Annotated in this window: 21 protein-coding genes; 3 read left to right on the top strand and 18 right to left on the bottom strand. The window is 45.9% G+C overall.

What is annotated here, in order from left to right:
• From BUC05_RS16645 to BUC05_RS16610, 8 genes are all read right to left on the bottom strand, one after another.
• Positions 1-810, bottom strand: a complete 810-nt coding sequence (locus BUC05_RS16645; protein WP_011245201.1) for a carbohydrate ABC transporter permease — start codon at positions 808-810, stop codon at positions 1-3.
• Positions 800-1,702, bottom strand: a complete 903-nt coding sequence (locus BUC05_RS16640) for a carbohydrate ABC transporter permease (RefSeq protein WP_235360804.1) — start codon at positions 1,700-1,702, stop codon at positions 800-802. Before BUC05_RS16640 ends, BUC05_RS16645 begins: the two co-directional genes overlap by 11 nt.
• Positions 1,699-2,496 carry a sugar phosphate isomerase/epimerase family protein gene (locus BUC05_RS16635; protein WP_011245199.1) on the bottom strand — a complete coding sequence of 266 codons (798 nt, stop codon included), beginning with the start codon at positions 2,494-2,496 and terminating at the stop codon, positions 1,699-1,701. The genes BUC05_RS16640 and BUC05_RS16635 overlap by 4 nt, the downstream gene beginning before the upstream one ends.
• An 18-nt stretch (positions 2,497-2,514) precedes the next feature.
• The gene (locus tag BUC05_RS16630; RefSeq protein ID WP_011245198.1) at positions 2,515-3,813 is read right to left on the bottom strand and encodes an ABC transporter substrate-binding protein; all 1,299 of its coding nucleotides are present in this window, start codon (positions 3,811-3,813) and stop codon (positions 2,515-2,517) included.
• Positions 3,814-3,977: 164 nt separating this feature from the next.
• On the bottom strand, positions 3,978-4,382 hold the full coding sequence (locus BUC05_RS16625; RefSeq protein ID WP_011245197.1) for an ectoine synthase: 405 nt from the start codon (positions 4,380-4,382) through the stop codon (positions 3,978-3,980).
• 36 nt (positions 4,383-4,418) lie between these two features.
• On the bottom strand, positions 4,419-5,699 hold the full coding sequence (gene ectB / locus BUC05_RS16620) for a diaminobutyrate--2-oxoglutarate transaminase (RefSeq protein ID WP_011245196.1): 1,281 nt from the start codon (positions 5,697-5,699) through the stop codon (positions 4,419-4,421).
• Between the two features lie 29 nt (positions 5,700-5,728).
• Positions 5,729-6,223: a diaminobutyrate acetyltransferase gene (gene ectA / locus BUC05_RS16615; RefSeq protein ID WP_050748926.1), complete on the bottom strand. Its 495-nt coding sequence runs from the start codon at positions 6,221-6,223 to the stop codon at positions 5,729-5,731.
• 433 nt (positions 6,224-6,656) lie between these two features.
• A complete protein-coding gene (locus BUC05_RS16610; RefSeq protein ID WP_011245194.1) occupies positions 6,657-7,067 on the bottom strand; it encodes a hypothetical protein in 411 nt (136 codons plus the stop codon).
• 143 nt (positions 7,068-7,210) lie between these two features.
• On the opposite strand from BUC05_RS16610, the gene BUC05_RS16605 reads away from it, so the two are divergent.
• Positions 7,211-8,662: a spore germination protein gene (locus BUC05_RS16605; RefSeq protein ID WP_011245193.1), complete on the top strand. Its 1,452-nt coding sequence runs from the start codon at positions 7,211-7,213 to the stop codon at positions 8,660-8,662.
• A gap of 108 nt (positions 8,663-8,770) precedes the next feature.
• On the opposite strand, the gene BUC05_RS16600 is transcribed toward BUC05_RS16605, so the two are convergent.
• The 7 genes from BUC05_RS16600 to BUC05_RS21565 all read right to left on the bottom strand — a co-directional run bounded on the left by BUC05_RS16600 (position 8,771) and on the right by BUC05_RS21565 (position 17,307).
• Positions 8,771-10,189: an NAD-dependent succinate-semialdehyde dehydrogenase gene (locus BUC05_RS16600; RefSeq protein WP_035202304.1), complete on the bottom strand. Its 1,419-nt coding sequence runs from the start codon at positions 10,187-10,189 to the stop codon at positions 8,771-8,773.
• Between the two features lie 64 nt (positions 10,190-10,253).
• Positions 10,254-11,408, bottom strand: a complete 1,155-nt coding sequence (locus BUC05_RS16595; protein ID WP_035202302.1) for an iron-containing alcohol dehydrogenase — start codon at positions 11,406-11,408, stop codon at positions 10,254-10,256.
• A gap of 124 nt (positions 11,409-11,532) precedes the next feature.
• Positions 11,533-12,462 carry a glutaminase A gene (gene glsA, locus BUC05_RS16590; protein ID WP_011245190.1) on the bottom strand — a complete coding sequence of 310 codons (930 nt, stop codon included), beginning with the start codon at positions 12,460-12,462 and terminating at the stop codon, positions 11,533-11,535.
• Positions 12,463-12,673: 211 nt separating this feature from the next.
• On the bottom strand, positions 12,674-14,002 hold the full coding sequence (locus BUC05_RS16585) for a GntP family permease (protein ID WP_035202300.1): 1,329 nt from the start codon (positions 14,000-14,002) through the stop codon (positions 12,674-12,676).
• Positions 14,003-14,017: 15 nt separating this feature from the next.
• The gene (locus BUC05_RS16580; protein ID WP_035202299.1) at positions 14,018-15,202 is read right to left on the bottom strand and encodes an iron-containing alcohol dehydrogenase; all 1,185 of its coding nucleotides are present in this window, start codon (positions 15,200-15,202) and stop codon (positions 14,018-14,020) included.
• A gap of 125 nt (positions 15,203-15,327) precedes the next feature.
• On the bottom strand, positions 15,328-17,037 hold the full coding sequence (locus BUC05_RS16575) for a sigma-54 interaction domain-containing protein (protein ID WP_051881124.1): 1,710 nt from the start codon (positions 17,035-17,037) through the stop codon (positions 15,328-15,330).
• 102 nt (positions 17,038-17,139) lie between these two features.
• Positions 17,140-17,307 carry a hypothetical protein gene (locus tag BUC05_RS21565; protein ID WP_156323114.1) on the bottom strand — a complete coding sequence of 56 codons (168 nt, stop codon included), beginning with the start codon at positions 17,305-17,307 and terminating at the stop codon, positions 17,140-17,142.
• 109 nt (positions 17,308-17,416) lie between these two features.
• Between BUC05_RS21565 and BUC05_RS16570 the strand changes: the two genes are divergently transcribed.
• Entirely contained in the window at positions 17,417-17,605 is a 189-nt protein-coding gene (locus BUC05_RS16570) for a hypothetical protein (protein WP_035202298.1), read from the top strand.
• Between the two features lie 271 nt (positions 17,606-17,876).
• Positions 17,877-18,200, top strand: a complete 324-nt coding sequence (locus BUC05_RS16565; RefSeq protein ID WP_035202297.1) for a 2Fe-2S iron-sulfur cluster-binding protein — start codon at positions 17,877-17,879, stop codon at positions 18,198-18,200.
• A gap of 128 nt (positions 18,201-18,328) precedes the next feature.
• Here BUC05_RS16565 and BUC05_RS16560 read toward each other — a convergent pair whose 3' ends face one another.
• The 3 genes from BUC05_RS16560 to BUC05_RS16555 all read right to left on the bottom strand — a co-directional run bounded on the left by BUC05_RS16560 (position 18,329) and on the right by BUC05_RS16555 (position 19,583).
• The gene (locus BUC05_RS16560; RefSeq protein WP_011245184.1) at positions 18,329-18,850 is read right to left on the bottom strand and encodes a 5' nucleotidase, NT5C type; all 522 of its coding nucleotides are present in this window, start codon (positions 18,848-18,850) and stop codon (positions 18,329-18,331) included.
• Positions 18,851-19,082: 232 nt separating this feature from the next.
• Positions 19,083-19,307, bottom strand: coding sequence for a hypothetical protein (locus BUC05_RS21305; protein ID WP_011245183.1), 225 nt, complete (start codon positions 19,305-19,307; stop codon positions 19,083-19,085).
• 21 nt (positions 19,308-19,328) lie between these two features.
• Positions 19,329-19,583 (bottom strand): hypothetical protein, encoded by a 255-nt coding sequence (locus BUC05_RS16555; RefSeq protein WP_035202295.1) that lies wholly within the window; start codon positions 19,581-19,583, stop codon positions 19,329-19,331.
• Between the last annotated feature and the right edge of the window lie 106 nt (positions 19,584-19,689).

The following is a 19,689-nucleotide window of genomic DNA, read 5'->3' as shown; positions in this document are numbered from 1 at the left end:
CTACTTCACCCCTGTATGCAAAAAGCTGCTCATAATATGTCGCTGCAACAACAAATACACAGCGAGTGGCGGGACAGACGCAAGAAATGCGACAGCCATCATCGGCCCCCACGATGTGCCCCCTTCTGCACTTATAAATTCTTGCAAAGCCAGAGGCATCGTCATCAAGTCGTTGTCGTTAATCATTAGTAACGGCCATAAATATTCGTTCCATGTCGTAATAAAAAAGAGAATGCCTAGAGCAATCACCGATGGCTTAACCGACGGGAATAAAATTTTCCAAAGCCTGCGCCAATCCCCTGCCCCGTCCACGCGAGCAGATTCAATTAGGCTGGCAGGAACAGACCGAAACGATTGCCTTAACAGGAAAACGCCGATCCCATTTGCGATTTGCGGCACTATTAAACCGAAATAGGTATTTACAAGCTCTAAATCACTTAACAGAATATAGTTTGGCAGCATCGTCACTTGAATAGGAATGAAGATGCTCGCAATAACCAAGTAAAAGCAAAACTCTCTTCCACGGAATTGAAATTGAGTAAACCCGTAAGCAGCAAGGATGCTAGTGAACAGTTGTATCAATGTAACCACTGTTGCGACGAAGAAAGAGTTGCCCATATAGCGTAAAATCGGGATCGACTCCCACACTTGGCTAAAATGGTCTAATGTAGGCGGAATCGGCAATAATTGCAAACCACCTGCAAACAACTGGCTTGTTTCAAGAAAAGCGGTTGCCGCCATTGTCAAAACCGGAAAAAAACTAAGGACCAGGCAAATCGCCAATAACAAATGCCATCCGTTAACTTTCATAATGGACCCTCCGATCAAGCACTTTAGCCTGAAGCAAAATGATCAGAACAAAAAACAAAAACGTTAACACGGCAGTTGCTGACCCAAGTCCTGTGCGAAAAAACTGGAACCCATACTGATACGTTAAGAACACCAAATTGCTTGTTGATTGGTCTGGGCCGCCATTGGTTAGCATTTGAATCGGCACAAAAGCAAATTGGATGCCCATTACGGTCGTTAACACAAATACGAACAAAATTGTTGGTCCTGTAAGCGGAAAAACAATCCGGCGCAACATGCCAAGTTTGCTTTTCATTCCTTCTACACGGGCCGATTCCTTCACTTCTTCAGGGACACTTAAAATTCCAGCAAGCAACACAATAAAGTGATAGCCAAACGTATTCCAGGCCACGACAAGCGTAATCGCAAACAGCGCCCAATTGGCATCATTTAGCCAGTTGACATCGGGAAGTTGAAAGAAACGGAGAATTTCATTCACTGAGCCAATCAATGGATTGTATAACCATAAGAAGATGACAGACGCAACCGCAAGGGACAGCACGTGCGGTACAAAAAGAGCGCCACGATAAAAATGTTGCCACCGCCCTGAAACTTGCGTGACTCCGTAGGCTGTCATGTAAGGAACAAACAAGATTAGGACGAGCAGCATGCCCATGTACCATAGCGTATTCGCTGATGCGTTTAAAAACTCGCGATTTGAAAACAATTCGACGTAATTGTCTAAACCGACCCATGTTTTGGTTGGACTAACCATATTCCATTCTAAAAAGCTCCAATAAATCGAGCGAACTAGAGGAACGAAAATAAAGAGAACAATCGGCAGCATCGCAGGAGCGATAAACAAAAGCGGCTTTATCCGCTGCAGCCAACCGCTTGCTGGTTTCATCTTCATACGTTTATCTTCCCAACCACTTTTCCTGCTTGTAAAAGCTCGTTGCCGTGGCGCTTCAACACTTCTAGTGATGCTGACTCGTCATATTCTAAAATTAATCGCAGAGAGTGTGTTTGCTCGGCAACGGCCTGCCAAATCTCATTCCAGCGTGTCACTCCTGCGCCAATTGGCAAATGCAAGTCATTTTCGCCGTCATTATCATGCAAATGAAGAGCAGACAGCCTTGTCCCTAGCGCTTCAATCACATTTGCTATATCCCAATTGTTAATTGTGGCATGGCCGACATCAAGCAATGCTTGAATCGCCGGAATTTCCTCGAACAATTGGACAAATTCCCGTTCATCAAATAGCATCTTATCGTGAAAACCGACATTTTCAACCAATAGCATGATGCCCTTTTGTTCAGCGATATCACCGAGCTGTTTTATGTAATGCTTCGATAAAGCTTGTGCTTCTTCTCGGTGAAACAAAGGCATGTTGTATAGATGAGTGTGGAGCACAGCATGGCTTGCAAATGTAGAAGCCCATTCTAAGTACGTACGGTATGCTTCAAAGGAATAGGCCGCATATTGAGGGAACTGGACAGAGGCCAAGTTTAATTCCCAAATTGGCAAGTGGACGCCAATGTCTCCTGCATAGGAAGCAAACCGCTCTTTCTCCTGAGCCCAATCGGTATCGCCATGCCAATGGGGGCCGTCTGTCGAGATTTCAACTCCGCCACCCCAATCCTGTAAAAAAGCTGGGGCATCGTTAATTTTTTTCATAAAAGGAAGCAAGTTGATATATACACTCATTGTATGTCCGCCTCTCGCTTATTGAATATATCCATTAATTTTTGATTCTGTTTCTTTCAAAACCGATTCCGCATCGGCACCGTCAAAAATTTGATCCCTTGCATCTAGAATCGCTTGCTCTGCCTGCAAACCATTTGCACCCGGAAAGTTGATCCAAGGGACAATCGATTCCATTTGCCGATTAGCGGTTTGCATGATCGGATTTTCGTCAAAAAAAGGACCTAACGTATCTGGATCTTCTGCCAGTCCCTTGACCGGCGGTAGATAACCAGTCCCTTCAACCCAAATTTCCATGGCTTCTGGGCTTGATAAATACTTCATAAATTCCCACGCCGCTGCCTGTTTCTCTGGATCCTGTGAAAATGAGAACAGCGCATTCCCGCCAGCAGCTACTTGGCGCTCTTTATCCCCAAAGGTTGGAATTTCGACGGAACGCAAATCAAAGTTGCTTTGTTCTTCAATCGCAGCCCGGCGGCCTACGGTTGTCATCATCATCCCGACTTTTCCTGTGGCAAATGCCTGTATGCCTTCTTCCCACGTCACATGGAGGGCATGTTGGTCTTCAATCATGCGTCCAAGCATATCAAACACTTCCACACTTTCCGGGGAACCGATGGTTGATACAACTTCGTCGCTACTAAAATCGAGGAAATCCCCGCCATTTGAACGAACAAGTGAGTACTCCGCCCAGCTATCTGGGGGCTGTTGAACATAGAGGCCGTACTCCCCTGTATTTTCCTTTACCATTTTGGCCATTTCCTGCATCTCATCCCATGTTTGCGGCAGCTCGTCTACATTCCAGCCAGCTTCTTTTAGCAAATCTGCATTGACATACATAATTGGATTGCTTAAGGCATAAGGCAATCCAGCCAATGTTTCTTTATCGTTGGAATACCCAAGCGCTTTAATATTGTCGAGATAAGATTCGTTTAAAAACGCTTCCCCCTCTTCATCATTAGCCGCTAGTTCGGACACAGGGACATAAGGCACGTTTTGGTCGACATAAGCTATGTAGTTGTAGCCAATTTGCGCGACATCAGGTGGATTCCCTCCACTTAGCGCCGCCTGGGCATTTTGCAACAGCCCTTGATAATTTCCAGGCTGAAAAGATTCCTTTACTTCAATTCGATCCTGGGAAGCATTAAACTGTTCGACCAGCTCTTTAATTGCTTTGCCGCCCCAGTCTTCGTTGTTTACATGCCAATACTCAATCGTGACTTTCTCTTCACTCGTGGTTGCCCCTTCCGTGCCGCCACAAGCTGCTAAAACAGTGACCGTGCCTAGTGTCGATAACAAGGCTGCATGTTTCTTCCACACAGTCTCTCCACCCCTTTGTTGGTTAAATACATGTCTAGTATAAAGACAGGCTATTAATTTCTAATGAGAGGGAAGCAAATATTTTGTAAAACGTTTGTAAAGGAAGCGGACAAAAAAAAGACAAAGAGCCATTGCCCTTTGTCGATTTCATTCTTTTTCCCGCTCTATGAGTTTAAAGGCTTCATATGTTCTGGAAGAGGATAGGCACCGTCTTCGTCATGAACTTCTTCGCCAGTAACGGGTGGATTAAACACACAGACCATGCGCATATCCGTCTTCGCCCGCAGTAAGTGCTCATCATTTTTGTCGAGCACATAACATTCGTATTGCTTGACGGGCCATACTTTTCCATCTTTTACCGTCTCCACTTCGCCTTCCCCTTCAATCACGTAAACCGATTCAAGATGGTATTTGTACCAAAGATGCGTTTCTGTGCCAGCTTTAATTTGCGTGTCATGCAAAGAATAACCCATACCGTCTGACTCGACAACAATCCGCTGGCTCCGCCAATTGCCGCCGTCTACATCCCGGTTCGTGCCAATAATGTCTGCCAGTTTGACTACTTTCATTTTCTCTCCTCCAATGATTAAGTAACTAACGCTTGTTTAAGTGGTGACAGGCTCTTTTACGCCAAGGACGGCGCGTACACTTTCTTCTATAATGGCAAAGCCTTTTTCTAAGTCCTCATCTGAAATGGTGAGCGGCGGGAACAGCTTAAAGACTTCATCTTCTGGACCGGCCGTTTCCATGATTAAGCCGCGCTTAAATGCTTCAGCCGCTACTTTTCCAGCTAGGCCGTCTACTTTTGAACCGATTCCAGCCATAAAGCCCCTTCCTTTTACACAACCATCCATTTCTGGATATGAGTCAACAAGTTTCGTTAAGAAAGCATGGATTTTCTTTGACTTGTCTTTAATCGCTTGTTCAAACGATGGGTCTTCCCAGTAGGACAATGCTGCCGTTGCTGTAATAAAGGCGTGGTTGTTTCCACGGAATGTGCCATTATGCTCGCCCGGAGCCCAAATATCAAGTTCAGGTTTGAAAAGGGTGAGAGCTAATGGCAATCCATACCCGCCAATTGATTTAGACAGGCAGACAATGTCAGGCGTAATACCTGCTTCCTCGAAGCTAAAAAACGTCCCTGTGCGTCCAATTCCCGCCTGAACATCATCAATAATCATTAAAATGTCGTATTTCTTGCAAATGCGCTCTAATTGCTGTAACCATTCCATACGTGCGGCATTAATGCCGCCCTCTCCTTGAACAGTTTCGAGAATGACGGCCGCCGGAATGTCTACTCCAGAGCCATTGTCATGTAAAAACTGTTCGAGATAACGAAGTGTATCGACTTCTTCGTCTCCAAATTTGTCATACGGCATCGTTACAACATTAGTCAAAGGGATGCCTGCACCTTTTCGTTTAGAAGCATTCCCTGTTACCGAAAGCGACCCGATTGTCATTCCGTGGAAGCCATTTGTAAAACTGATGATTTCTGTTCTCCCTGTCACCTTGCGAGCCAGCTTCAGGGCTGATTCAACTGTATTTGTGCCTGTTGGACCAGGAAACATCACTTTGTAATTGAGCTTTCGTGGCTTTAAAATCACTTCGTTCAATTTTTTTAGGAATGCTGCTTTTGGCTTTGTTGCCATATCAAGTGAGTGGGTAATTCCGTCATCGGCAATATAATCGATAAGAGCACGCTTCATTTTTTCATCATTGTGGCCATAATTGAGCGCCCCTGCTCCAGCAAAGAAGTCGATGTATTCCGTTCCGTCCTCATCCCACATTTTCCAGCCTTTTGCCTTCGTGAAAACAGCCGGGAAGCTGCGGCAGTAACTACGCACTTCTGATTCCAATTCATTGAAAATGCTCATTGTTTCATTCACTGTCTGTTGTTCCTCCTTCATTTTTTCGTTTAAGAACGAAGTGGTCCAATGCGAAACGTGTTTTCTTGTTCATGGCTATCTCCAGGAAATAACTGTTCCGAAAAACAACTAGACACTTGGCAGTCTGTTTGATGGCTTCGGGCTAATTTCCTGAATAACGCTTGCGAAGCTTTGTTCGAAGGTGTTACCGTTGCTTCCACGTAACGGATATCCTTGCATGCCTCTCGCTCAATCAGCTTATTGATCAAGTCAAGGCCGAGCCCTCGCCCCCGTTGGGATGCTGCTACCCCGATTTGCCAAATAAACAACGTATCTTGCTGTTTAGGAGGAATAAAAGCGGTAATAAATCCTACTACTTCGTCGCCATCTTTTGCCACAATACATGTATCGTCAAAATATTCGCACATCATAATGTACTTGTAGGACGAGTTTGTATCGAGCGAAGACGATTTCGCCAGTTGCCACATGGCCGCGCCATCTTCCACGGTTGGCTTTGTTAACGTTAGTACTGGTGTCTGGACCATAACAGCCTCCTTTTCGTTTATTATTTCGTTTTTGCCAGACACTGTTTCCTTACCCGTCTCTCATCATTCTAAACGTTCGTTTTTGAAAAATTTTATGAAAGAACATAGGCAACTTTCTTTGCCTTCTATAATGATAGGGGGGCGTGGCAACAAATGCAAACGCTTAATCGTTGGATATAATTGGATTGATGTGGCTGAGTCGTGCTAAGTCGAGCAGAGAGTAGGCTCCTTTTCATATCCTCCTTAAAAGTCACGTTTCCTTCCATATTCGCCTTTTGCTTATGAAAAACAAAAAAAGGAGGGTTCCCCCTCCTTTCAGCCAGTCGCCAAGGGCTCGCATACGTCGTCGTTTGGCTGGACTATGCTAACTAACCCTCGACCTATTCCCATTTTTTCTCGTCTACATTTTAAATCAATTTGATTGATGTTACTGTCACACGCACTGAAATGAAGCAATTCGCTCAGTGTCAATGCCAAAGAATACCCAACGGAAGAAAAACCAACGCCAGCCTGCTACAGAGCGCCGGCCTACAAAAGTAGGGTAAAACCAAAACGATTCGCCGTTATTTAGGCGGATAAACGTATAACGAAACAGGCAGCCTGCGATCGCTCCAGGATCAACAGCAAAAACAGAAGGCGCCCCTAAAGTGCTTAAAGCAGCTTGGGAAGGAGGCGGGCCAGGCGGCGCCCCCGTTCCTTGACCTGTGGAAGTCGTCGGGGGGCCTCCCTGGCCTGGGAAAAACCCTCCTTGTGTGGGCGGGGGTCCAGGTGGGCCACCTTGTGTTGGCGGAAATGGAAACGTGCCTGGGCTAAAGCGCATTGGGTAATCATGCCCATTGTACATAAACGAGCAACTCCTTTTTATAACCTTTTTGCTAGCCTACGCAACTGCCCATGGAATGGTGAACAATATCCATTTTTTGTGTATAGCATCGTCTTAATTCCTAATACTAATTGGAAACTAACAACAGATAAGGAAGAAATGGCATGAGGACAACGGATCAAAATGCATGTGCTGCGGCCATTAAAAGTGCTTTTTACCAATCAAACAGCGTGCAAACACTGGAAATTCCGATTTTAGAGACAGACCAAGCGCTTGTGCTATTCATTCAAGAGATTGTCGACCAAAATAAGTTGCATGCGTTAATCGTTGATCCCCTTACTCGTTTCCGTCTCGCAAAGCAGTCATACCCGACTGAATCTGTTACGACTTGGCTGAAAGACGGCACCCCGCTACCAAATGCCACTGTGGAACAAATAAAACGGGAAATGATGAACGGCCAAGCAGTTGTATTGTTGAAAAACGAACAGCCTGTTTTAATCGATTGCGCGATGTGGAATGTCCGCAGCGTCAGCGTGCCCCTTACAAGCAGCGTGTATGAAGGGCCAGCATCGGCTTTGACGGAAAGCCTTGACGTTAACATGAATTTGCTCCGTAATTATTTTCGTAGCCCGGAATTAGCGATCGAAACATTAGAAGTCGGAGAAAACGCTGCAAAAAAAATGGCGATTGTCTCGCTTCACGGAAAAACGAATCCAGACCTTGTCAAAGAAGTCCGCGAAAGGCTTAAACAAGTGCATGTAGCCGAATTCATCATTTCGCAAATTGCAACTGACGCGCTCGAAGGGAAAGGGTTTCTGTTCCCTCGGACAATGGCGAACGACCGCCCAGATGCGTGCGCATTGGCATTGGCAAAAGGGAAAATTGTCTTGCTCGTAGAAGGATCGCCATTGGCGATTCTGGCACCAAGCCTGTTTTTTCATTTCTTCCAAAACCAAGACGATTACTTATCCGAATTTGGCCGCTTTGGCGCACGTCCTCTTCGGTATTTGTATTTTTTTATTGCCACCTTTTTTCCAGCTATTACTGTAGCGATCATCCGTTTTCATCTCGGTCACATACCGACGGAAGTGGCTAACCAGCTTGTGAAAACCCATGAAACCCTTGCCCCCTATACAATCGAGCTTGTCTTTGTCATTCTTTTATTGCAGCTTATTATGGATGGCTCCTATCGCTTGCCTGGCAATACGATTTTTGCAGTGACGTTTATCGGCACAATGCTCATTAGCGATATTGCTACAAATGTTAGCCTATTCCATCCGATTACCATCGTCGTCATTGGCGTTTGTTATATAACTAGTTTTCCTGTATTAAACCGCGGGCTGCTTTCTCCGATTTTTTTTATTCGCATAACGTTGATTATCGTAGCCCATTTCTTTGGCTTTGCAGGAATGTTTGCTGTGACAACCGCCGTCATCATCCATATGGCCCATTTAAGGTCCCTTGGCATTCCATATCTCTATCCGTTTATTCCGTTTCAGCCTGATAAATGGCATGACACGATTTTCCGCCCTACTTTGACGATGGCCATCAACAAACCGACGCCGCTGCCTTTTAAAAAAGCAGAGGCTGCCCAGAATCGAAGAGGCAGCTACTGAGGAACGAGATGAATTAATTGTGGGATGAGGCGAATCTCAAAGCATCGCCTTTTTTTAAATAACATATGATTAAACCACCCATTCCCGCGGAGGAATGGGTGGTTCTCTTTAAAGTTGCAACGATATATATTTCACTTCTACATATTCTTCAATGCCCCAATGGCCACCTTCACGGCCTAGGCCGCTTTCTTTCATGCCGCCGAATGGCGCTTGGGCGACCGAAGGCAAACCATCATTCAGCCCGACAATGCCGTATTCAAGCCTTTCCGCAATCGTAACAGCTTCCGATAGGTCATTTGAATACACATATGCTGCTAAACCGTAAGGGGAATGGTTGGCCCTTTCAATCACGTCTTCCGTTGACGTGTACGTGGCAATCGGCGCAAGCGGTCCAAATGTTTCTTCCTTCATGCAAAGCATGTCATCGGTCGCATTGGCAATAAGGGCAGGCGTTTGGAAGTAGCCCTTTGTGGCATCGGCTTCTTGGCCAAAGATCACTTCGCCTCCTTTTGCCTGTGCATCCTCAATATGCTTTTGCACTTTTGCAACCGCTGCTTCGTTAATAAGAGGGCCAATGTGGCTGTCTGGTTCCATGCCGTTGCCTACTTTTAGCTGTTTCATTTCAGCAGCAAAAGCCTCTACAAAAGGCGCTTTTATCGACTCGTGGACGTAAATGCGGTTTGCACAGACGCATGTCTGTCCGCCATTGCGGTACTTTGAAGCAATGAGACCGTCTACTGCCTTTTGAATATCAGCCTGTGCAGTTACGATAAAAGGAGCGTGACCGCCTAATTCGAGCGACAGTTTTTTGACAGTATCGGCTGCCTGCCGCATCAGCAGTTTGCCGACACGAGTTGAACCAGTAAATGACACTTTTCGCACCCGTTCATCGGCCATCCACGTTTCCCCAATTTGTTGGGCGTCTCCTGTAATCATATTAACGACACCCTTTGGAATGCCTGCTACTTTAGCCAATTCCACGATCCGGTAAGCAGTAAATGGCGTTAACTCTGATGGTTTCATAACGGCTGTACAACCTGCTGCCAAAGCAGGCCCTAGCTTCCTCGTTAACATGGCAGCGGGAAAATTCCATGGCGTAATCGCAGCGATAACACCAATGGCTTGCTTTTGCACAAATATACGCTTATTGGTTGCTGCCGCAGGGACCGTTTCGCCATAAACACGTTTCCCTTCTTCTGCATACCAAGACAAGAAACTGTTGGCATAGCGGACTTCACCAAGGGCTTCTGCAAAAGGCTTCCCTTGTTCTAGTGTCATTAACTTGGCAATTTCTTCTTCCTCCCGTTGAATTAACTCGTACCACTTTTGCAAGTACGCGCCTCGTTCTGCTGCCGTTTTTGCTCGCCATTCTGGCAATGCCGCCGCCGCAGCGTCGACTGCTGCTAAAGCTTCCTGTTTTCCCCCATTTGCAACGGTGCCAATCACTTCTTTTGTCGCGGGATTTTCTACTTCGATCATGTCGTCTGTCGCTACACACTCATTGTTGATAAACAGTGCATGATTCATCACAAGCTCACTCCTTTTCATGTTCGAAAAACACCATTTCCGTTTTTTACTGCACACACTACACTCACCGCCCTGCCCATGCTCGTTCATAAATCGACAAAATGGTATCACGCTCAAGCGGACGGGGGTTGTTCTTTAAGAGCCGATCGATTTTGCTTGCATCTTCTGCCATAGCCGTAAGGTCTGCACGTCTTATGCCAAACTCTCTAAGGTTGCTTGGAATATGGACTTGATCACAAAGACGCTCCATGGCGCTTATCGCCTGGTCAGCCCCTTCACTCGATCCCATCCCTATCTCCTTTACGCCTAACACTTCTGCGATAACAGCAAGCCGGTCGACGCAGGCAACTTTGTTCTCCCTCATTACATAGGGCAACAGCACGGCGTTACTGACACCATGGGCCATGTTAAACCTTCCCCCAAGAGGATAAGCGAGGGCATGGACAGCGCCAACTCCGGCGTTGCCGAATGCCATGCCAGCCATTAAGCTGGCAACGGCCATTTCTTCCCGTGCTGCGAGGGTTGTTGGCTTTGCGTATGCTTCCGGTAAATTCCGGGCAATTTTTTCAATTGCCTGAAGAGCGAAAGCATCTGTAAGGGGCGATGCATTTACAGATAAGTACGCTTCAATTCCATGGACAAGGGCGTCTATGCCGCTCGCAGCTGTAACAGCAGGAGGGGTTGTCCTCGATAATTCTGGAGAAACGATTGCCACATCAGGAAGCAAATGGTCACTAACCATCCCTTTTTTTAGCTTAGCGTCATTGTCGGACAGAATTGCAATATTCGTTACCTCGGAGCCTGTTCCCGCTGTGGTCGGAATGGCAATGAGTGGGACCCCTTTTGTAGGAACTAAATCAGTGCCAATCAAATCAGCAAGTGCACCGTTATAACGAACGTAAGCCGCCGTCGCTTTCGCTGTATCAAGGGCACTGCCGCCTCCTATGGCAATCACGCCATCATGGCCGCCAGCGACAAAAGTTTGTTTGCACGCTTCCACAACTGAAAATGCTGGTTCTGGCTCCACTTCTAAAAATATGCCATAACTACGCCCAGCAAGTGCCACTGTTACTTCCTCAAGCAGCCCGGCCTTCTTAATCATTTTATCAGTTACGACAAGGGGGTGGTTCATTTTTAACCTTGCTATTTCACTACCTAAATGGGAAATCGCTCCTACGCCCGTCATAATTTTGTAAGCGCTTTTAAAAATGTGCACCATTTTATTGCCTCCTTGTTTCAACATTTTAGCAGAACATCCCTTTTTCTGGGGAGGGCACCGCCTTTTTTTACTCTTTCACACTATTAATTGAGCACAACTGCGTTTTTATTGGTCTGTGCACAGCTTAAAACATGCTGAGTGAATAACGTTTGGCCATCATTTCCAGCAATTTGATCCCGGCAATGGAGTTGCCTTTTTCATCGAGAGACGGCCCACAAATGCCAATCCCGCATTTTTTCGGTACGGCCCCCATAATTCCGCCTGACACTCCGCTTTTGGCTGGAATGCCGACATTGATGGCAAATTCACCTGAAGCATTGTACATGCCACATGTGACCATAAATGTTTTGCATATTCGGGCAACGTCTATAGGCAAAAGCTGTTTGCCTGTGTCAGGATCGCATCCGTCCATGGCCAAAACACAACCGACCCTCGCTAAATCGATACAATTCATTTCAATCGCACATTGTTTTGTGTAAAGGTCCATAAGCTCTTCTACATCTTCATCAATGACGCCATGCTCCTTCATAAAATAAACAAGCGCCCTGTTTAAATGGGCTGTTTCAAATTCTGATTTGGCGATTTCTTTGTTATACGTAATGGTCTCATTTCCTGTCAAACAACGGATAAAGTCCAATAAACGTTCAAACCGCTCCCCTGCTGTGTTTCCTTTAATCATATGAGTAACGGCAAGAGCCCCGGCATTAATCATTGGGTTGAGCGGTTTGGAAGGCTTGTTGGTCTCCAATTTAGCGATTGAATTAAAAGGGTCGCCTGTCGGTTCTTTTCCAACACGGGTGAACACGCATTCTTCCCCTTGATCGATAAGCGCCAACGCTAAGGAAAGCACTTTTGAAATGCTTTGGAGCGTGAAATTTTCTTCCGTATCCCCAGCCATAAATCCTTTACCATCAGGATAATACAAGGCTACCGACAGCTCATGTTTATGAGCAGCAGCTAAAGCAGGTATATATTGAGCCACTTCTCCTTGCCCAGCAAACGCTCTTGCCTGGCTAATGAGCAATTCCAGTTCATCATTTGAACGGCATAGCATGCGAATCTCGCCTCTCTTTTTTCGGTCTCTTTCATTAGCTTGGCTGCTTTGGCGGAATGCATACAAAAAACCGTTTCCTTTCCAAATCCGTGTTCCTTCACTACTGACAATCACTTCGTTTAAGCGGTGAAAATCAAACAAACGCCCCCTTATATAAAAACAGCACCTGCAATTGATCGACGCTGTCTTTCAATTGCGGTGCAGTTTAGGATTAAAAAAACGTGTAGAGCGCGACGGCAATGGCAAGTGCGACAGTCGGTAAAAGGGTGCACACTAAGAAAATAGGCCCATATGCTCGTTTATGGGTTTCTCCGCATATAGCTCGAATCGTCGTGACGACAAAACCGTTATGAGGCAGTGAGTCTAGCCCACCCGAAGCTAGCGCGGAAATACGGTGCATCGCTCCTGGGTCTACGCCCCTTTCCATATAATCAGGGGCAATGAGCGGCAAAGCAATGCCGAGGCCGCCCGATGCAGATCCGGTAATTCCGCAAATGACTGTGACAAACAAAGCTAGGCTAACGAACGGTTGGCCTGCTGCATTCAATAATGCTTGTAAAAACAAATCAAAAGCAGGCACTTGCGCAGCGACACTGCCAAAGCCGACAACAGCACATGTATTGGCAATTGCGACAAGAGCATTTTGGGCGCCTACGGCGAGTGACTCTCCGACTTGCGTTACAAATTTCAAATTAAACAGCCATGTCGTTCCGATGCCAAGAAGCAGCGCGACCAATACAGCCGTTTTGGCGGCTATATAAAGCGACAGCACATTTAAAGAAACAAGCACAATCACTAACGGCAACAACGCAAACAATGGCTTTGGCAATAGGCGCTCTTTTGCCGCCGCCAGTTCATCAAGCGCTTTTCCCTCTAGCCCGTATAGAGGGCTGTCTTTTGGGAGCGAAAAACGCTCGCCTTTTTTCAGCGCTGCCCTCAACATATGCCTGACCCAAAGGCCGCCTGCAATCATAATAAAGACCGCAATTACAACACCAATCCAGCCACCAGCAGTTGGTTGTGTGCCAAAAAACTCGGTTGGAATAATGTTTTGGATTTCAGGTGAGCCAGGTGAAGTCATTGTGAACGAAATGGAACCGAATACGATGGCAACCGGTATAAAACGGTGCGGGTAATCGGCGAGCTTAAATAAGGATACAGCAATTGGGTAAACGGTAAAACCAACCACAAATAAACTGACGCCTCCGTAAGTCATAATCGCACATGCGGCTATTACCGCAAACAGCGCCCACTTTGCGCCTAATTTCCGCTCAATCCAATCGGCAATTGCTTCCGCGGCTTTTGTGTCCTGAATGACTTTGCCAAAAATCGCGCCTAATAGAAAAACCAAAAACCAAGAAGCAAAATAGTTTGTAAACCCCTCCATATAGTAGCCGCCCATTGCCGCGTTTAAGTTAAGCCCTCCAGTTAAAGCAAGAAGAACAGAAGAAAGAAGAGCGGCAATAATAATATTAACCCCTCTTAATGTGAATACGATTAAAAGGGCCAGTGCGCCTAATAAGCCAATCATGCTGATCATTTTGTCTATGCCCCCTTAATGGAAAACGGCCGGTTTTTGTTGAAAGAGGGCCTCATACAGCTCAATCAACTCTCGTTTTGACGGGACACGCGGGTTGTTTTGCGGACTTCCGCTTTCAAGCGCATCGTCAGCCATTTTAGAAAGCATTGGCATAAATGCCTCTTCTTGAACGCCCCAGTCTGGCAATGTAGGAATATCGACTTTCGCGCACAGTGCTACGATTTCTTCGACAACGGCATTAGCTAATGTTTCAGTCCCTTCGCCGCTTTTTCCTGGAAAGAGGACACGGCCGATTGAAGCAAGGCGCTCCTGGCAACTTTCCTTTGTATATTCAAGCACAACCGGTAAAAGCATAGCGTTGGAAACACCGTGTGGTACATGGAAGAGAGCGCCAATTGGCCTTGACATCCCATGGACAAGACAAACGGATGAATTGGAGAAAGCCATGCCTGCAAGCAGCGAGCCATACAACATTTCATGCCTTGCCTTCATATCGTTGCCGTCTTTATAGGCGGGCAATAGATAGTGGAAAATCCGCTCCATTGCCGATAGCGCCAATCCATCGGTAAACGGATGTGCTTTTTTGCTAATATAAGCCTCCAACGCATGGGTAAGCGCATCAATTCCAGTAGCCGCAGTAATGTGTTTAGGCGTCGATTTTGTCAGCACTGGATCAACAATAGCCGTCCGTGGCATAAAGGCTTGCTGTTTAATCATCATTTTGACATTGGTGTCTGTGTTCGTAATCACTGTCGCGTCTGTTGCTTCAGAACCAGTGCCCCCTGTTGTCGGCAAAGCAATTAAAGGAACCGCCCCTTTTCGCGCAATCGTACGCCCGTTCATGTATTCATCGATTGATCCGCCATTGGCTGCTAGCACCGCGACAGCTTTAGCTGTATCTATACAGCTTCCTCCTCCAATGGAAACAATGACATTGCAACCTTTTGTACGAAACAACTCCAACGCTTCATACACGTACGTATCTGTCGGCTCAGTTGCTACACCTAAATAGGAATACGATGGGATTCCGCTTTTCTTAAGCAATGCTTGAGCCCGTTCAACATTTCCGAGCCTTTCCATTACTGCATCGCTAATGATCAGCGCCTTGCTTCCAAGCTTCGCAGCTTCAACTCCAACTTGCAAAAAACTGTTTTCCCCATAAATAATCGTGGCTGGCAAATGACAGGTTGTTGCTTGCATCTAATCCCCTCCTTGTTGTTCTGCCATTGCAAAAACGATGCCAACTACCAATCAAGATGATTGAAAGCGTTTTCTATAAACTGTATCGCAAATTTGCGACACAGCCCCTTGCCACTGTCGTTAAATTACGACGACTCTTGTTCTTTTAGCTTACGGTACAGTGTCGCACGGTGGATGCCTAACAATTTTGCAGCTTTTGCCTTATTTCCGTTTGCTAATACGATCGCTTGCTCGATTCGCTCCTTCTCGGAACGTCTCGCCACAGCCTTTAATGATTCTTTCTTCGCTGCATGGTTTCGCAAAAATGGAGGCAGTGTATCACTTGTCACTTTTTCCTCTTCACCGATTGCCATAATATAATCGATCGCATTCGCCAACTCACGAACATTGCCTGGCCAATCATACTCAAGGAAAGCATGCAAAGCGTCTTCGCAAAATCGTTTGTGTCTCAGCCCGTATTCCTGTGCAAAACGGTCCATAAACGCGCTGATTAAATAAGGAATATCTTCTTTACGTTCACGCAACGGTGGGATGTTTAATGTGATTGCCACTAGCCTATAATACAAATCTTTCCGAAACTTGCCATCGGCCACTAGTTGGTTGAGATCCGCATTGGTCGCTGCAATTAACCGAAAATCGGTTTGGACCGGCCGGCAGCTGCCAACCCGGTCAACTTGTTTCGTCTCAAGCACACGAAGCAGCTTTGCTTGCAACGCATTTGACATTTCTCCTGCTTCATCTAAAAAAAGCGTACCGCCACTGGCTTGTTCGAATTTCCCTACTGCCCCGCCTCGTCGCGCGCCAGTAAAGGCTCCTTCTTCGTAACCGAACAGTTCAGCTTCGAGAAGCGTTTCTGGCATAGCAGCACAATTAATTGCCACAAATGGTCCATTGGCTTGGTTGCTCATTTGATGGATCAAACGGGCAAACAGCTCTTTTCCCGTACCTGTTTCACCTGTCAATAGCACTGTCGCTTTTGTGCGTGCTACTTTGCGGGCAAAACATTTGCATGATTGGAGTGCCTCGCTCCTGCCTATAAGCCGGCGCTCGACTGACGTTGCGTCCTTCTTTGTTGGTTCAGTGGATGGTGACTCCTCACTTAAAAAAACGCGTGCTCGTTGTAAGATTTCATAAAGTTCGGAAACACCTTCAAAAATCAACATGCCGACAGCTCCGACAACACGGTGATTTTGCCAAATTGGGATACGATGCACCACCATATTTTGGCCCTCAATCCGTTGGATCTCGCCTCGCTCTGGAATGCCTGATTTTACAACTTCATGCAAGCGGGTATTCTCAATGACATCAGCGACAAACTTGCCTTCAACTTCCGCTTCGTCCTTTCCGCCAATAAAGCTGCGGTAAGCATTGTTCATTTTGACGATCTTTCCTTGCTTATCGACAATGACGATCCCTTCATAGGCGTTTTCTAAAATCGCTTCCAGTATCGCTTTTTGCTCGTACTCTTCCCGCGCCCGCCGCCAGTTTTCCCTTGTGACTGCCCCAATATAATCATTGCCCTCTTTGATGAGAACCACTTTACTTCCGTCTGGACTAGGTGCACGCCTGTCCTCGATTTCAATCACTTCTACCGATTCTAGCGCTTTTTCTATCGCTGTTTCTCCATGGCTTATCGCTGCCACAATCGTTTCTGGAAGCAACGCCCCAACTGGTTCACCTTCTTCTGTCACGAGCACGATCAAAGAGCCTGCATGTTGCAACAGACGGGCCCACTCCTGGATGGTCCGTTCTTCATAGAAAGCAAAGGAAACAGGTTCGATCCAATAGTGGCTTACATGAAAACCTGATTGGTTGATGGTCATTTGCTGTACCACGGCATTTCCTCCATTCCAATAATTTGTCTAAGTGCTTTTGTTCGCGTTTTTGCATACCTCTTTTTTTAACGTACAAGAGCCCTCAAGTTGGAAGCGACGTACCTATTGTTTCACTACTGCCAAGTGATTCCCTTCAAATAAATACAAAGGAACATGTGATTGAAATGGGAATAAGTTTTTTTGGTGGGCCACTGTGAATGGCTCTGACATCCCGACAATGTGGGCGTGGTTATGGAACATTTCAGCATTTTTTCGTTTTATTAAGATCATTTCACGCATTCTTTATCAGATCTTAAATAGATTTGGAAAGCTGTCTCCTTTACACTAACATTGAGAGCTAACGAAACATAGGCTCCAATATGACTAGAGAGGTGAGCACATGTACTCAAACGAAGATTTGCATGCAGTTGAAGAACGGGCGAAAGCATTTTTGCCTACAGCTACAAGCGAACTCTCCGCTTATTTACGGGCCATCGAAGAATACGTGCGAAGCAAACGCAAGGATCTCGGCTTCGACCAAGCTGAACATCTAGAAACACAGCTTCTTGTCCACTATGGCTTAGAATAAAGCCATCTTCATGAACACTAAGAAAGAAGCCTCGTCAAGGCTTCGTTTACATAAATCTGTATTATTGTATGTGCATATCCGGTTCAACCCAAATTCCCCTGGCCTATTTGGAACCAGGGGTTTCCTATTTTTCAAACGGTCAGCATGACCACCGCGTTCATTATCTTTTTTCACATTAATCAAATGTTTAATTAACTGCCGATCATTCCCTTTTTCATGCTACAATATTTTTAGAGACAGAAAGTTTAATAAAAAGGGGCGAATATCGACCATGCCAATGATTCACGCTGAAGGCTATCATTCTTTTGAAGCCGAAAATGGAAAGAAACTTGTATTAGCGTTGGAAGACAACGGAGTAGACATTTTGCACCGCTGCGGCGGAAATGCTAGATGTACTACGTGCATGTGCGAAATTACCGAAGGCGACGCTGGCCCAATCGGAGAGGCTGAAGCAGCGATTCGTGCCAAAAAAGGCATCACTGCTGAAAACCTACGGCTGTCCTGCCAAATTCGCGTAGCAAATGACTTGAAAGTCAAGCCGCTTCGCACCGCAACAAGCGAGCAGATGGATCCAGGCAAACGTCCAGAGGAGTAATGCCGGTCCAGTGCTATTGCCGCCAAACGGGGCTGCTTGAAGACAGCGAGGGTCCTATCTCTCGAGTAGATGAATTCAGCAAGAAAGGGAGGGCATTTATCGCTCTCCCTTTCTTGCATATAGGCCATTTACAGAAAGTAGTCTCTGACATCCAGCCAATTATGGACACGGGGATAGCCCGTTACGTTCACATTATGAGGCGATGTAAACAAAATTCCTTCGCCTGAAAAACGTTCTAATTGCCGCACATTATCGTCAATCAAATAGTCGGCGTGGATGATGCTTTTATTGCCGCAAAAGACAATATTTTGGTCATCAATAAACGGGAAATGCTCTTTGAGCCATTCGTACTTTGCATTAAAGGATGTTGGAAAATCCATTGCCGCCGTTGCCACAAAAATTTCGTACGACTGGGCCAGTTCCTCTACAACCTCTTGGCAATGTTCCATCACCTCCAGGTCGCGGAAATAAGTAGGGTCGAGCAAATAGCTGCGAATTTCTTTCACTAACTCAGGGCGGAGCTCCCTTAGCTTTTTGCCGTGTAAATCATCGGTTGTTAGTTGCTCGCCAAAATCCCTATTAAACAGTGCCAAATGCTTTTTGTTAAAATCAGCCATCACTTCATCCATGTCAATTGCAATTCGTTTCATCATTCCACCCCTAATTGATTGTTCTCCATATAGATTACCATAGTTTTTAGAAACAGGTTGCCTGACAAATGTATCGTTTCAAGTTCTATGTTCTAGAGGGGTTATGTCATGTTTGACACTGTAAGTGACGACATGTTGGTTTTGCCCTTACAAGCAGCTATACTCAGAGAATTAGAAGCGGCCTTTTTCCGACTGAATCAAAAAAAGACCGCTCGATTTCAAGGATTTAACTTTATAATGATTGATTTTCTGTTTGCAAAAACCGCACATGATTGACAGCCTTTGTGTCAATATATTGGCTTGTGTCTGGTCCGTATCCATAACCATCCGTTCCATCAATAATCAACAATCTAGGGGTGACACAGACGAGGATGCCTTCAATAAAATTTGTATCTGTGGCAACCTCCACCCGCGCATCGAGTCGTTGAACTAGCCTCTTATAAAGAGTATTGCACAAGTACTTTGCCTCCTTCCGCATTCAGCTTAGTGACCTGATCGTTTCAATTTTGGCAATGCGGACAAACACGTCAGCACCCATTTCATCCAACAATTCAATATAGTCTTTCCCAACGACCACTAATTCGCCAGCGAGAAAGCCGAAGGGTGTCGAAAGTTCAATTTGTTTACCGATGAGGCCGCGTAGCAGCTCTCTTTTCGCCCGCGCCTTTTTCCAGCATCTTGGGAACCAGAACAACAAGAAAAGATTTTTTAGTGCATACCAAACACGTACCATTTTTCCCCTCCTTTGCACCTTCTTTAGTAAATGCAAAATGAGTATATTTGCTTGTTAGGTTCGCCTATGTTCGTTTAAAATTCACGAATTGTACCGATTCGCCCAT

Source organism: Shouchella rhizosphaerae (assembly GCF_900142675.1).
Lineage (GTDB): Bacteria > Bacillota > Bacilli > Bacillales > Bacillaceae_D > Shouchella > Shouchella rhizosphaerae.
The sequence above is the reverse complement of the archived record's forward strand: the minus strand, read 5'-3'. Positions and strand labels throughout refer to the sequence as shown.

What these genes read in the sequence shown, in the direction of transcription:
- BUC05_RS16645 (WP_011245201.1), bottom strand. Translation starts at nt 810, where the DNA reads ATGAAAGTTAACGGATGGCATTTGTTATTGGCGATTTGCCTGGTCCTT.
- BUC05_RS16640 (WP_235360804.1), bottom strand. Translation starts at nt 1,702, where the DNA reads ATGAAGATGAAACCAGCAAGCGGTTGGCTGCAGCGGATAAAGCCGCTT.
- BUC05_RS16635 (WP_011245199.1), bottom strand. Translation starts at nt 2,496, where the DNA reads ATGAGTGTATATATCAACTTGCTTCCTTTTATGAAAAAAATTAACGAT.
- BUC05_RS16625 (WP_011245197.1), bottom strand. Translation starts at nt 4,382, where the DNA reads ATGAAAGTAGTCAAACTGGCAGACATTATTGGCACGAACCGGGATGTA.
- ectA (WP_050748926.1), bottom strand. Translation starts at nt 6,223, where the DNA reads ATGGTCCAGACACCAGTACTAACGTTAACAAAGCCAACCGTGGAAGAT.
- BUC05_RS16610 (WP_011245194.1), bottom strand. Translation starts at nt 7,067, where the DNA reads ATGTACAATGGGCATGATTACCCAATGCGCTTTAGCCCAGGCACGTTT.
- BUC05_RS16605 (WP_011245193.1), top strand. Translation starts at nt 7,211, where the DNA reads ATGAGGACAACGGATCAAAATGCATGTGCTGCGGCCATTAAAAGTGCT.
- BUC05_RS16600 (WP_035202304.1), bottom strand. Translation starts at nt 10,189, where the DNA reads ATGAATCATGCACTGTTTATCAACAATGAGTGTGTAGCGACAGACGAC.
- BUC05_RS16595 (WP_035202302.1), bottom strand. Translation starts at nt 11,408, where the DNA reads ATGGTGCACATTTTTAAAAGCGCTTACAAAATTATGACGGGCGTAGGA.
- glsA (WP_011245190.1), bottom strand. Translation starts at nt 12,462, where the DNA reads ATGCTATGCCGTTCAAATGATGAACTGGAATTGCTCATTAGCCAGGCA.
- BUC05_RS16585 (WP_035202300.1), bottom strand. Translation starts at nt 14,002, where the DNA reads ATGATCAGCATGATTGGCTTATTAGGCGCACTGGCCCTTTTAATCGTA.
- BUC05_RS16580 (WP_035202299.1), bottom strand. Translation starts at nt 15,202, where the DNA reads ATGCAAGCAACAACCTGTCATTTGCCAGCCACGATTATTTATGGGGAA.
- BUC05_RS21565 (WP_156323114.1), bottom strand. Translation starts at nt 17,307, where the DNA reads ATGATCTTAATAAAACGAAAAAATGCTGAAATGTTCCATAACCACGCC.
- BUC05_RS16570 (WP_035202298.1), top strand. Translation starts at nt 17,417, where the DNA reads ATGTACTCAAACGAAGATTTGCATGCAGTTGAAGAACGGGCGAAAGCA.
- BUC05_RS16565 (WP_035202297.1), top strand. Translation starts at nt 17,877, where the DNA reads ATGCCAATGATTCACGCTGAAGGCTATCATTCTTTTGAAGCCGAAAAT.
- BUC05_RS16560 (WP_011245184.1), bottom strand. Translation starts at nt 18,850, where the DNA reads ATGAAACGAATTGCAATTGACATGGATGAAGTGATGGCTGATTTTAAC.
- BUC05_RS16555 (WP_035202295.1), bottom strand. Translation starts at nt 19,583, where the DNA reads ATGGTACGTGTTTGGTATGCACTAAAAAATCTTTTCTTGTTGTTCTGG.